The organism is Bacillus sp. T-10(2022), assembly GCF_056502895.1.
In genome coordinates this window covers 4,691,624-4,704,596 of record NZ_CP113518.1, presented here as the reverse complement: position 1 = coordinate 4,704,596, position 12,973 = coordinate 4,691,624, and the positions used below count along the sequence as shown (strand labels likewise).

The window sequence follows — 12,973 nt, the reverse complement described above, 5'->3', positions numbered from 1 at the left end:
AAGGAGAAGGTGAAACTTACTTATCTGACAGAGTTTAAGGTTGATAATTTACTAAAGATAAGGGAGCCACGAAATGACCGAAGCGAGAACGCCATACATTCCTTCTCAATTTTAAACCACAGACCATTCTCTTTATTCGAAATTATAATCACGAAATAGAAACTCTCGTACTGCTATCAGTTGCTGGTATGTAAATGGCCCCGGTACAATACCGGGGCCATGGCCGTTTAGGACCTTTTTTACCTTTACTGGCTTTATCGAGTAGTTACATATTCATTATTTCCTGCACGCATTCCAACAATGAAAATAAGTGCCGAAATTACGGCCAACATCAATAAGGGAACTGTCCAGCTGTGTGTAATGTCATGAAGCAAGCCGAATAATACTGGTCCAATGGCAGCTAAGAGGTACCCGAATGATTGAGCCATTCCTGATAATTCCGTCGCCTCATGGGTGCTTTGTGTTCGAAGACTAAAGAACATCATCGATAAACTGAATATGGTTCCAACTCCAATCCCGATCAATATCATGCATACTGGTATGAAGAGAGTGCTTCCATATAATATGCCGAATATCCCTGCAATAAGGAAGACGACAGGTGGGACCACTAACAAACGCTGACTTTGTAAGCGACCAGCTAAAATTGGCACAAGGAATGTTATTGGAATGACTGCAAGCTGCATGATGGATAGCATCCAACCAGCTTCATCAGCGTTCAGGCCTTTTTGCTCCAGGATTTCCGGCATCCAGGTAATTACTGTATAGAAAATAAACGATTGCAAACCCATGAAGAATGTAATCTGCCAGGCTAAACCAGAACGCCATAAGTTAATCTTTTTATCCTTTTGTGCCGTTTGTACATCCTTACCTGAGTTGAATGGCCGTCTTATTTGAGGCATCCATAAGAAAACTGTAATAAGTGATAAAATTCCCCAACATCCAAGGGCACCAGCCCATCCCAACCCCGATGAAGAAGCAAGGGGAATGCTGATCCCGGAACCTATTGCGCCACATAAATTCATGGAAACAGCATAGGTTCCTGTCATCAAACCGATGTTCCTGGCAAAGTTATGTTTAATCAGACTTGGTAACAATACATTGCCTATTGCAATGGCTAACCCGATTAAAATGGTCCCTATGAACAATGTCGGCACTCCGCCAACTGAGCGTATCCCAATTCCGATTGTTAGTAATATCAAGGAAAGGAAAAGCGTAAGCTCCATTCCAAAACGCCGTGCTATCCTAGGTGCAAACGGTGATAATAAAGCAAAGGAAAGCAAAGGCAGTGTCGTTAATGAACCTGATAATGTATTTGATATTCCCAAGTTATCACGGATCGAAGTGACAAGGGGGCCAACCGATGTTAAGGGAGCCCTCAGATTTGCCCCAAGAAGGATGATTCCGATGATGAGTAGTCCAACTCTGGGTTTAATATCCATTTTTGTTTGTTCTAGTTGATTTGCCGCTTGATGAATGCCCATAATCTCCTCCTTACTTACTCTAAAGATTTTTTGAATTGTGCAATGTATTCATTCACTGTTTGGATTGCCCGGTTCACATCTTGTTCGATGATGGCATCTACAAGTTTGCAATGAATGTTCAAATGAAAGTTCACATCAGAACTCATCTCCACTATCTGATGGATCGATTCATACAGGGAGTGTTCCATATGTTCGTACAAATCAATCAATAAATCATTATGTGATGAACCCATAATCGATTTATGCAACTGTATATCGGCTTCTTCGTAAGCCTTGATATCCTTTGCTTCGGCAGCTTTACTGCATGCTGATATATGAAACCGCAATCGTTCTATATCTTCTTGATTACGTCTTAATGCCGCTAACTGAGCACCCTCTCTTTCAAGTGCATGACGGACCTCTAACGTTTCTAATAAACTTGACTGCTGGATCCTTCTTTCAATTGCTGCCCCCAAGGCACTAGATGACCTTACGAATGTCCCCTTTCCTTGTTTCGTTACTAAAAGTCCTGCATAAACAAGTGATCGTACAGCTTCCCTTAATGTATTTCTGCTTACATCGAACTGTTGGATCAAATCCATTTCAGGGGGAATTTGATTTCCAATTTTCCATTCACCTGATTCGATTAACGATTCGATTTGGGAAACCACTTGCTCTACAAGTGATAAGCGATTTGTTTTAGATATGGTCAATATACACACCTCTAATTTGTAGGATGATTGGGTCATTGGTTATTTTAACATATGTATGTTGAAAATGGAGCAAACGAGTATTTTAAATCCAAATTTGTTTCACTTTTATTCTTCTGAAAAAAATTTCAGAAATCCGCTCCCTTTCCGCCGACTGTCTATCAAGCCTCATCAAAGCAAGCATCCAGCAGGGTCTCGGTTAGCCAGGTATTCGGTAGGGGTGTCGCAAATTTCTTCAATCCAAAGAGGGTTTCATCCCCAAAGGCGTAACCCAAGTTTGTTTTAAAATCATGGTCGACGTTCAAATTGTTCTAGCACTAAAAAGACTGTAGGCAAACTTGATTTTCATCGAGTTTGCCTACAGTCTGAAGTCCCTATTAAAGTCAGGGGGGATAATATTTTTATTTTTTTTGTTTGACAATAAAAGAAAGAAGGATAAATATCACTAACGTGACAAGACATACTGTGGTCCCAATGATGTTTTGCTTATTAAAGAGAAATGCCAAAAAAATAATGCTTAATGCCGTGATGGCTAATATAGTTGAATATGGGTACCATTTTACCCGGAATCCTGGTTTGCCAATGTATTGCTTACGCAGCTTCATTTGCGCGGAACAAATACTGATCCATAATAATAAAACCGTGAATCCAGGAATGGCCATAAGGTAGCTTAAAATCAGGTCGGGATACAAATAGGATAAAAACACACCAGCCAATATGCATAATGTAGTTAAAAATATACCATTAAGCGGAATACCCTTTTTCGTTGTTTTTAAAAATGCCTTGGGCGCTTCCCCGTTCTGGGAAAGAGTGAACAGTGTCCTTGAGGTAGCGTATATACCTGAATTTGCAGCGGATAAGACAGCTGTTAACAGAACGAAATTCATGATATCGGCGGCTCCGGGAAGACCCGATAAGCTGAAAACCTGAACGAAAGGACTTACTTCAGTGCTTACTTGATTCCAGGGTATTACCCCGCAAATAATAAGTATCGGCAAGACATAGAAAAGAATCACCCGCCATACTGTTCCTTTAATGATTTTTGGTATGACTCGCTGACTATCTTTTGTTTCCGTGACGGCTACACCAATTAATTCTGCACCCCCATATGAAAACATTACCACTAAAAGTGCACTTAACATTCCGTCAATTCCTTGGGGGAAAAAACCACCATGTTCCGTGTAATTAGAAAATGAAGCGGAACTAGGAAAAAGTCCTAGCATGATCAAAGCTCCTAAAATAATAAAGGCAATCAAGGTTATTATTTTAATTCCTGCGAACCAAAATTCAAGTTCTCCATAGTATTTTACTTGAAACAAATTAATTCCTATAATTACTGAAGCGCAAAGTATGCTTAACAGCCATAATGGTACTGTAGGAAACCAATATTGTAGAAAACTGCCGGCTGCGACTATTTCTACAATGATCACGATAATCCAATTGAACCAATAGAGCCATCCGACAATGAAGGATAGTTGAAACCCAAAAGCTTTATTAATGAGATGCTGTACATTCAAATTAGGAAAAGCGGTTGCCATCTCCCCTAATGCGGCCATTACAATAAATAACAATAGCCCCCCTATTAAATAAGCTATTACAACACTTGGACCTGCCATATTTAATGTATCGGAACTCCCCTTAAAAATCCCGGTTCCTATCATTCCGGCTAAAGCAATGAACTGGACATGCCTCGGCAATAGGCCCTTTTTTAAATCTTGATGAGTCTTCTCCATTTTATTCATGCCTTTCCTTTTAATAAAATAGTCTATCAGTAAAACTAGGAAGTTCTTCTATTATTGAACGCTTTCACGTACTAAAGTGCTATATTAATATATCATGAATCGGAAAAATGTCAATTTAGGCAGGTAAACTGGAATAGATTTCTAATCAGCAAAGATGGAATAGTTTTTATTATCTTAATATATTTGGATTTTATGAAATGAATCAAAGGAAAAAACTGATAGGTGATTTTTTAGGGCTGGAATCGAATTTAATTTAACGAATAGCGCTAGGCAATTCTCCATTCTTTAAAATACATATTGAAAGGAGAGAAAAATAATTCTGTTTAATTCCATTATTAATGGCATTTGTTTGGTAGTGAATATGATGATGTAATCAGTTCAAGTCCTTCAATAAAAATGGATAAGGAAATGTTTCATATAGATGGCGGTTTTGGAATTGGCGGACGCTTCTTCTTTATAGCATTTTGTTTATCCTATTAGTGATTGTTGGAGCCAGCATTTGCGGCTGCGGGGGCAAGGGGTAAGGAACATACTGCAGAATAACAAAAAACCGACCATTTAAGGTCGGTTTTTCTTTTAATATAAGGTACGAAGCGGGAGAAGCTAACGAGACTATCCGTTTTCATATAAAAAGGGGAGAGGGGGCGGCTGTAGGTATTCGGTTTCTTGTATTGGTTCAATTTCGCTTAGAAATTCCAAATAACCGGTATATACCTGCGAGGCCATCCCTAAATAGTGCAATTCAGTGTGGATGATTCCCTTCCGTGGTGAATGGAGCATATACATTTTTTCATCCCTCCTTTCTAAAAGAATAGGCCACTCAGTCTTAGGCGTTAATCGAACCAATACGAATGTTATGTTTATATGAGATCATTCTTTTTACTTCAAAGCTGTTTTCGCATACTTTGTTGCTATTTACTAAGTAGTGCGGTGTGGTTGATTTCCCCTCCAGATGCTCGCTTTCCGCGGGGCGGGCGGTGAGCCTCCTCGGCGTAAACGCCTGTGGGGTCTCACCTGTCCCGCTGCTCCCGCAGGAGTCTCGCACTTCCGCTCCAATCAACCTTAAATAGTTTCGTTTTAAAAACAACAATCTTTACGAAAAGAGCCTACTTCAAAAATTGGATGCGCCAGGTTCGAAGGCTTCTGCATCTCTTTCTTCTATCACCATGCGCAGTCCACTCTTGGGTCTGAGTGTAAGGGATGGAAGGGGGGTTACTTCATGATGGTCAAGGCGAAGTGTTTCATGAATGATATTTTGAGTGTATGGTAATTTCATGAAGTCTTCAGGCTTGGGGGTCCCGTGACCGATTATGCTATTCACTTCACTGAAAAGCTTGGCTTGAGGTTTCCAACAATTTCATACCCATCCTTGAATTCCATGCTGAACATCGTCTTGCTGATTATCCCGAGAGTGATGTCCATCATCAGCGTGGCTCAATGTGGTTTTTCCCCTTTCTTTAAAATAATTACATGTAATCATTCTATGAGGATCAGCTAAATTGGTTTGGACAAGTCGTTAAAGAAAGGGCGGATAATTCTATGAAGAAAAAAAGCTACTTAAGATAGCCATAAAAAAACTCTGGCTGAATAGAGCCAGAATTTTTCAGGAAAGCTTTAGATTTAATGATGGGGGATTTAACTTCTTCTTTCTTCATCGTCCCTATGTTGGAAACGATCATTTTTTTCATTAATGGGGCCGCCAAATTCTGCATTGATTTCCTTAACCACTTGATCTAAGAATTCATCTGATATTATTGGATTATTAGTTTTTTTATGCATGTACAACCCTTTCTGAATATAGTTTTTGGATAAATAATGAAGGATACGTTATCAACATAACCTCACTTTTAATAAATTATTCTTTCTTTGTCCAACATTTTCACTTGCATTTACATTTCATGGAAGCATTGATAAAAGACAGTTATATTTAGCTTAGAGATTATGGTACGTGGAAATGTTACCACCAAAGGGGTGAATCCAATGTGGAAATAGCCCAATCACCTCTAGGCAATTGGGCGTTGGTTATATACTTGATTAAGGGAACAGCTGCCTTAAATATGATATTAGCTGATCACGAAGTTCAGGTCGTTTCATGGCGAAATCTATTGAAGCTTGAAGAAAGCCGAATTTATCGCCGACGTCATATCGATTTCCTTCGATGATATACGAGTATAATGGTTCCTTTTCTAACAAAAGGTCTAAAGCTTCGGTAAGCTGGATCTCCCCCTTCCGATCGGGCTGTACGGTTTCAAGGATTTCAAAAATCTCAGGTGATAAAATATATCGGCCAATAATCGCCTGTGTTGAAGGTGCATCCTCCACTTTAGGCTTTTCCACTAAGTTTCTTACCAGAAATAAATCCTCATATCGTTCTTGGAAATTTACGATCCCATACTTGGAGACATCGGCAGGTGACACTTCCTTACATCCGATAATGCTCGCTTGAACCTTGTTATACCGTTCCATTAACTGCTTCAAAGCTGGAACCTGGCTATCCACGATATCATCCCCTAACAGGACGGCAAAAGGTTCGTCTCCGATAAAAGTTTTGGCACATAATACTGCGTGGCCCAGACCTAAAGGCTCCTTTTGTCTTACATAGTGGATATCCACCATGTTGGAAATGTTCTCCACGATCTTAAGCAGCTCATTTTGACCTTTCATTTGCAGAAGCATTTCTAGTTCAATGGATTTATCGAAATGATCTTCAATGGCACGTTTGTTTTTACCCGTAACGATAATAATATCTGTAATCCCTGATTGAACCGCTTCCTCGATAATATATTGAATGGTCGGCTTATCGACAATCGGCAGCATTTCCTTTGGTTGAGCTTTCGTAGCAGGTAAAAATCGTGTTCCTAAACCGGCTGCTGGAATCACCGCTTTCTTTATCATAGCCCAGCCCCTTTTTAAGGTACTTTTATATGGTTTTTGTTCTACCCTTCATTTTATGTGGCCATTGGTTGACCTATATCAAAAAAGGTTAAAATAAATCCCTGAAAAAGAATAGATTTACCTTTGAAGCAAATATTATGGATATATGAATTTGGTCAAGAGGTGTATATTTTGCCAATTGAAAAACAAGAGAGAAAACAAATCCTTTTTGCCTTACTCGTCATTGTTTTATATCTTTCTCCTTTATTCATCCTTGGAGAAAATGCGCATATTCGCGTACATGATAATTTGGATTCCAACCTTGCCTGGTATAAAGTCCTTTCAGAAAGCGGTGAGCTATTCGGTGCGATAGACGCCAAAATTCCCCAGATCATGAATGGTCTGCCCCGAAATGCCTTTGGCAGTGAGTTCAGTATTATCGTGTGGCTTCATTCACTTTTTCCGCCAATGGTTGCATATGCAATAAGCCAGGCATTAACAAGATTTATTGCATTCTTGGGTATGTATATCTTATTAAAGAAACATTTGGTTACAGGAAGCCAATCAGGTTGGATAAGGGTTGGAACATCCTTGGCCTTTGCCCTTACCCCATTTTGGCCATCGGGAATGCTCAGTACACTTGGGATGCCGCTTGCACTTTGGGCTTTTTTGAATATTCGCAGCAAGGATCATTCGTGGAAGAATTATTTGGTCCTTACACTTTTACCGCTTTATTCAAGCATCGTGCTTGGTTTTTTCTTTTTCCTTGTTGCAATGGGCTTTCTTTGGCTAACGGATGTGATCAGGAGAAAAGGGTGGAATATAACGTTCCTTCTTTCGATCGTGTACATGACCTTCATTTTTGGCTTGGTGGAGTATCGTTTGGTGTCTTCATTCATTTTTGATTCGGAGCCAAATAGTAGAGATGAATATTTTCACGCTAGGCTGCCGCTCGATTGGGTCATACAGCTTACTTTCAAAAATTTCGTTCTTGGACATACGCATGTCATGACTGTACATGCGCTTATCATCCTGCCGATTACAGTCTTTGCCCTTTATATCATTCTGACCAAAAAACTGTGGAGACAGGAAAAGGTATATGTTTTTTTATTCGGCTTGAATTTTATGCTCTCAGCGTGGTACGCATTTTGGTTTTATAAAGGATGGCTTCCTTTGACGGAAAGGTTTCACACCTTGGATACTTTTAATTTTGCCAGATTTCACTTTTTAAGGCCGATGGTGATTTACTTGGGGTTTGCCCTCGCGATAAAAATCATTTGGGAACACAGCGACTATGCTAAGAAAACCCTTTCTATTTTTATCGCCGTTCAAATTATGATTTTAATGGGTTTCAATGAAGAAATCACTCATAATAAAAAACCATCTTTCAAAGAGTTCTATTCAGAAAGCCTTTTTCAAGAAATAAAAGATCATATTGACCGTCCACAGGAAGAGTATCGTGTTGCTAGCATTGGGCTGCATCCTGCAATCGCACAATTTAATGGATTTTACACGCTCGATAGCTATAACAATTTCTATCCGCTTTCTTACAAACATCAATTTCGTCAAATAATTGAAAACGAATTGGCTAAGAATAAAAACATCAAAATCTACTTTGATGAATGGGGAGGACGTTGTTACCTATTTACCGATGAGCTTGGGAAGCATTATATGTTCAAGAAAGGCTCGAAGAAAGAGCTGGAAAATTTGGACCTTAAAATGGATGCGTTTAAAGGATTAGGCGGCAAGTATATATTTTCTGCCATCCCAATCAACAACGCGAAGGAAAACGGATTGGTGCTAGATAAGGTTTTCACGGAAAAAGGAAGCGTATGGAAAATTTATTTATACAGAGTCATGTGAAAAGGGGGGAATTGAATGAATTCACCGATAGTAACGATTGTTGTACCTTGTTATAACGAAGAAAGCGTTTTGCAGGATACCATTTCCCAGCTTTGTGGATTGATGAGGGGATTAGTCGAAGAAAACGTTGTTTCTGGTCAAAGTAAAATTCTACTGGTTGATGATGGAAGCAAAGATCAAACTTGGAAGATCATTTATAAGGAAACGATCAATAATGAATTTGTTCGCGGGCTAAAGCTTTCCCGGAATGCAGGACATCAAAATGCACTACTGGCAGGATTGTTTACAGCCAAGGAAGCCTCGGATTGTGTGATTTCCATTGATGCAGATTTACAGGATGATATTCAAGTCATCCCTGAATTCATTCGTAAATTCAATGAAGGATGTGAAATCGTATATGGTGTCCGCCAGAAAAGGGACCTTGATTCATTTTTTAAACGAACATCTGCAACTGGTTTTTATAAATTGATGAATAAGATGGGGGTTAACCTTGTCTATAATCATGCCGATTTCCGGCTAATGAGCAAAAGGGCGATCGCGGAGTTGGAACGATTTGATGAAACGAATCTATTTTTACGGGGGATTGTTCCGCTCATTGGGTTTAAGACGGACAATGTTTATTATGACCGAAAAGAAAGATTGGCCGGTGAAACGAAATATCCATTTAAGAAGATGGTTGCTTTTGCGCTTGATGGCATTACTTCCTTTTCGGTTACACCGATTCGGCTTGTATTATGGCTAGGATGTCTTTCCTTTTTCATTAGCTTACTCTTTGGGTCTTACTTTTTATGGTTAAAGTTTTATGGACAGACCGAAACTGGTTGGACCTCATTAATCACCTCCATATGGTTGATCGGCGGACTGCAGTTGATTGCTGTCGGCTTGATTGGGGAATATATCGGTAAAATCTATAATGAATCCAAACGCCGGCCTAAATATATTGTTGATCTGGATTTATTTAATCCGCTCGATTTAACAAAACGGGAGCAACTAGACAATGAACGGAACAGTATTGAAAAACTATCTAAAACACACTAACTCCTTTATCCGCTTTTTATTGGTTGGAATAGTCAATACAGCGGTTGGACTTTCCATCATGCTTTTTCTTATGAATGTTCTTGAATTATCTTACTGGGTCTCAACCTTTTTCGGCAATGGCACGGGAGCTGTAACGAGTTTTCTTTTGAACAGGACTTTTACTTTTAAAAGCGACATAGAATGGCGGCGAGGAGTTGCCCGTTTCTTTTGCGTCATCCTGATTTGTTATTCCGCCGCTTATTCTATAGGCCAAGCCATTGCAGAATCACTGGAAGGATCCGTTTCTTTATCCATACAACAAAATGTGGCTGTGCTGATAGGAACAATCTGTTATACAGTACTTAACTATCTTGGCCAGAAATACTTTGTCTTTAAAAAAAGCAATTTGAGACCAATTCAAGAAGGAAGGAACTAATAGGGTGGATCAGTTGAATAATGCCCCCGATTGGACGGGAATTAATGACTATCCAAGCTGGGGCAGATCTGTTTAATTTCGCCTCGGCATCTCCATGTGGCTGATCATTTTACCCTTTCGGACCACCTTTTGTTCATTGACTCCTTGATTATTTTCTTTTTAACCGTTTATTTACCTCTTATCCTTCCTTCAAATCCATGAGTTTGGAAGACTTATGTTCTATACGTCAAGAACAAAACCTCACTTACAAATAATATTTTATTTTTGAGCAAAATTTTCATTTACTTTTCCATTTCACGGGAGTATGATAATCAACAGTTTCATATTTCTAAATCGCTTAAACCTTATGGTGCGGGGGACCCGTTATTGGGATTGTTTACAATCCAAGGGGTGAATCCTTTTTAAAAGGTAGGGCTACTCTTAGGTCCGAATCCGACAGCTAACCTCGTAAGCGTTATATGAGAAGGAAGGTGGAGCTTGTTAGACAAAAAAATTAATGTCTACAGGTCTATTTAGCTATGACTTGTAGGCATTTTTGTGTTTCGTCTTGTTTTTTGCTACAGCTGGGCAACATAAACTTATAAATTAACTATGGTGGTGAATTCTTGATGTTATCTTCTATAAAAAGGTTCTTGATAGGGAGACCTTTAAAGTCAAATGCACTTGGTGAACAAAAGCTTAACAAAACAAAGGCTTTGGCGATATTATCTTCTGATGCTTTGTCTTCGGTTGCATATGGACCGGAGCAAATATTGATCGTTCTGATCACGGTCGGTGCTGCAGCATTCTGGTATTCAATCCCTATCGCGATCGGAGTATTGATCCTGTTAACTGCTTTGATTTTGTCCTATAGACAAATCATTTTCGCTTATCCGCATGGCGGGGGGGCATATGTAGTTTCAAAAAACAATTTAGGTGTCAATCCAGGGCTGATAGCCGGAGGATCTTTGCTGGTCGATTATATATTAACTGTGGCTGTTAGTGTTTCTGCAGGTACGGATGCAATCACGTCCGCTTTTCCCGGCCTGCATTCATATAATGTGGTCATAGCCATCATTTTCGTGATTCTACTTACAATCCTGAACCTTCGGGGGGTTACGGAGTCGGCCTCTGTTTTGGCCTATCCGGTGTACCTATTCGTTTTAGCATTGTTCATCTTGATTGGTGTTGGAATTTACAAGATTTTGACGGGAGGAGTTTCACCGGAATTGCATGCATCAATCGGGACTCCGGTCGCGGGCATCAGTTTATTTATACTGCTAAGGGCATTTGCATCAGGAAGCTCAGCATTGACAGGAGTCGAAGCGATTTCCAATGCAATCCCGAACTTTAAAGATCCAGCCCCGAATAATGCTGCGAAAACTTTAATAGCGATGGGTTCATTGCTAGCTGTATTATTTTCGGGAATTGTATTCTTAGCCTATTATCTAAGCATTGTTCCGAGCGCAGAGGTAACGGTCGTCTCCCAGATTGCTGAAGAGATCTTTGGACGGAATTTCATGTATTTCTTCATTCAAGGTACGACTGCCTTGATCTTGATACTTGCGGCCAATACTGGCTATTCGGCTTTCCCTCTGCTTGCGGTGAACCTGGCAAAGGATAAATTCATACCAAGGGCGTTTACGATCAGAGGGGACCGATTAGGGTATTCCAATGGAATCATCATACTGGGACTTGCATCCATCATCTTGATAGTCGCATTTGAAGGACATACAGAAAATCTCATTCCGCTTTATGCGGTAGGGGTATTCATTCCATTTACGTTGTCCCAGACTGGCATGATTGTTAAATGGGTTCGCGAAAAGCCAAAAGGCTGGATGATGAAATTAACCATTAATTCAATTGGTGCCATAATTAGCTTTATCGTCACGATGATATTCTTTTTAACCAAATTTACTCAGGTTTGGCCTGTTTTGATTTTTTTACCTATCATCATTTTAATTTTTCATCGAATTAAAAAGCATTATGAAGCAGTTGGTGACCAACTAAGGATTACAACATGCGAGCCGATCTTACCAATTGAAGGAAATATCATTATTGTACCTGTGGCAGGTATAACTCATGTGGTTGAGAACTCTTTAAATTATGCAAAATCTCTATCTGCACATCAGGTCATTGCCGTTTATGTCGCTTTTGAAAGAGAAGACGAAAAGAAATTCGAAGAAAAGTGGGAAAAATGGCAGCCGGATGTCAGACTCGTTACACTGAATTCTTATTACAGAAGTATCATTCAGCCACTAACTAAATTTGTGGACACAGTTGAACATAAGGCTAGTGAATCCAATTATAAAGTTACGGTGATCATCCCCCAATTCATTCCGAAGAAGGGCTGGCACAATATACTTCATAACCAATCAAGTTTACTGATCCGCGCCTACTTACTTTATAAAAGAAATGTGGTTGTTACGACAGTGCCATATCATTTGAAGAAATAAGTTCCATATCTATAATTGGAAGCAAACCTACATAAGGTTTGTCTACAGTTTTTTTTGCTTGTACAAATTTGGACGTTGATTTCCTCTCCAGGCACTCGCTTTCCGCGGGCGGTCCGGGAGCCTCCTCGGCGCACTTGCGCCTGTGGGGTCTCCCTTGGACTCGCTATTCCCGCAGGAGTCTCGTACACCCGCTCCAATCAACTATGTTTAAAATTTTAGATAGACCCCCTTTTGTCAACAAAACTGGAAGCAAACCTGCATAAGGTTTGCTTTTTTTTATAATCCAGACAGCAGTACTGCTGTGTTTACTCCAACTAACGCTCCCGATATTTATCAGCATCGGAAGCCCTTTTTGTGTTGAAAACTATTTTTGCAAAAACACTTCATAAAATTACCAAGGGTCAATTCAAATAAAGCGAACATATTAAAAAGACAA

The 12,973-nt window shown here is 39.7% G+C and carries 10 protein-coding genes, 1 pseudogene and 1 riboswitch; of the genes and pseudogenes, 5 read left to right on the top strand and 6 right to left on the bottom strand.

What is annotated here, in order from left to right; translation table 11 throughout:
- Positions 1–254: 254 nt before the first annotated feature.
- The 3 genes from OSJ91_RS23185 to OSJ91_RS23175 form a co-directional block, all read right to left on the bottom strand.
- Positions 255–1,439 carry a CynX/NimT family MFS transporter gene (locus tag OSJ91_RS23185; protein WP_350302952.1) on the bottom strand — a complete coding sequence of 395 codons (1,185 nt, stop codon included), beginning with the start codon at positions 1,437–1,439 and terminating at the stop codon, positions 255–257.
- Between the two features lie 56 nt (positions 1,440–1,495).
- Positions 1,496–2,173, bottom strand: coding sequence for a FadR/GntR family transcriptional regulator (locus OSJ91_RS23180; RefSeq protein ID WP_485890530.1), 678 nt, complete (start codon positions 2,171–2,173; stop codon positions 1,496–1,498).
- Positions 2,174–2,571: 398 nt separating this feature from the next.
- Positions 2,572–3,903 (bottom strand): amino acid permease, encoded by a 1,332-nt coding sequence (locus OSJ91_RS23175; RefSeq protein ID WP_485891936.1) that lies wholly within the window; start codon positions 3,901–3,903, stop codon positions 2,572–2,574.
- 470 nt (positions 3,904–4,373) lie between these two features.
- Between OSJ91_RS23175 and OSJ91_RS23170 the strand changes: the two genes are divergently transcribed.
- Positions 4,374–4,436 carry a YjcZ family sporulation protein gene (locus tag OSJ91_RS23170; RefSeq protein ID WP_413020413.1) on the top strand — a complete coding sequence of 21 codons (63 nt, stop codon included), beginning with the start codon at positions 4,374–4,376 and terminating at the stop codon, positions 4,434–4,436.
- A 587-nt stretch (positions 4,437–5,023) separates the two neighbouring features.
- Here the strand turns inward: OSJ91_RS23170 and OSJ91_RS23165 are convergent.
- From OSJ91_RS23165 to galU, 3 genes and pseudogenes are all read right to left on the bottom strand, one after another.
- Positions 5,024–5,242 (bottom strand): annotated as a pseudogene (locus OSJ91_RS23165) (cytochrome P450); the annotation flags it as partial.
- A gap of 305 nt (positions 5,243–5,547) precedes the next feature.
- A complete protein-coding gene (locus OSJ91_RS23160) occupies positions 5,548–5,691 on the bottom strand; it encodes a bacitracin ABC transporter ATP-binding protein (RefSeq protein ID WP_350300147.1) in 144 nt (47 codons plus the stop codon).
- A gap of 255 nt (positions 5,692–5,946) precedes the next feature.
- Complete coding sequence (gene galU / locus OSJ91_RS23155; protein WP_350300146.1) at positions 5,947–6,807, bottom strand: UTP--glucose-1-phosphate uridylyltransferase GalU; 861 nt, start codon at positions 6,805–6,807, stop codon at positions 5,947–5,949.
- Positions 6,808–6,978: 171 nt separating this feature from the next.
- On the opposite strand from galU, the gene OSJ91_RS23150 reads away from it, so the two are divergent.
- The 4 genes from OSJ91_RS23150 (at position 6,979) to OSJ91_RS23135 (ending at position 12,537) form a co-directional block, all read left to right on the top strand.
- Entirely contained in the window at positions 6,979–8,649 is a 1,671-nt protein-coding gene (locus OSJ91_RS23150) for a DUF6044 family protein (RefSeq protein ID WP_485890529.1), read from the top strand.
- 15 nt (positions 8,650–8,664) lie between these two features.
- Positions 8,665–9,687, top strand: coding sequence for a glycosyltransferase family 2 protein (locus tag OSJ91_RS23145; RefSeq protein ID WP_350300145.1), 1,023 nt, complete (start codon positions 8,665–8,667; stop codon positions 9,685–9,687).
- The gene (locus tag OSJ91_RS23140; RefSeq protein ID WP_305162039.1) at positions 9,647–10,102 is read left to right on the top strand and encodes a GtrA family protein; all 456 of its coding nucleotides are present in this window, start codon (positions 9,647–9,649) and stop codon (positions 10,100–10,102) included. The genes OSJ91_RS23145 and OSJ91_RS23140 overlap by 41 nt, the downstream gene beginning before the upstream one ends.
- A gap of 324 nt (positions 10,103–10,426) precedes the next feature.
- Positions 10,427–10,572: riboswitch (cyclic di-AMP (ydaO/yuaA leader) on the top strand.
- 138 nt (positions 10,573–10,710) lie between these two features.
- Positions 10,711–12,537 (top strand): APC family permease, encoded by a 1,827-nt coding sequence (locus OSJ91_RS23135; protein ID WP_350302948.1) that lies wholly within the window; start codon positions 10,711–10,713, stop codon positions 12,535–12,537.
- Positions 12,538–12,973 lie beyond the last annotated feature (436 nt).

Excerpts from the sequence above, each read along its gene's own strand:
- OSJ91_RS23175 (WP_485891936.1), bottom strand. The coding sequence starts at position 3,903 with ATGGAGAAGACTCATCAAGATTTAAAAAAGGGCCTATTGCCGAGGCAT.
- OSJ91_RS23185 (WP_350302952.1), bottom strand. The coding sequence starts at position 1,439 with ATGGATATTAAACCCAGAGTTGGACTACTCATCATCGGAATCATCCTT.
- OSJ91_RS23135 (WP_350302948.1), top strand. The coding sequence starts at position 10,711 with ATGTTATCTTCTATAAAAAGGTTCTTGATAGGGAGACCTTTAAAGTCA.
- OSJ91_RS23145 (WP_350300145.1), top strand. The coding sequence starts at position 8,665 with ATGAATTCACCGATAGTAACGATTGTTGTACCTTGTTATAACGAAGAA.
- OSJ91_RS23140 (WP_305162039.1), top strand. The coding sequence starts at position 9,647 with ATGAACGGAACAGTATTGAAAAACTATCTAAAACACACTAACTCCTTT.
- OSJ91_RS23160 (WP_350300147.1), bottom strand. The coding sequence starts at position 5,691 with ATGCATAAAAAAACTAATAATCCAATAATATCAGATGAATTCTTAGAT.
- galU (WP_350300146.1), bottom strand. The coding sequence starts at position 6,807 with ATGATAAAGAAAGCGGTGATTCCAGCAGCCGGTTTAGGAACACGATTT.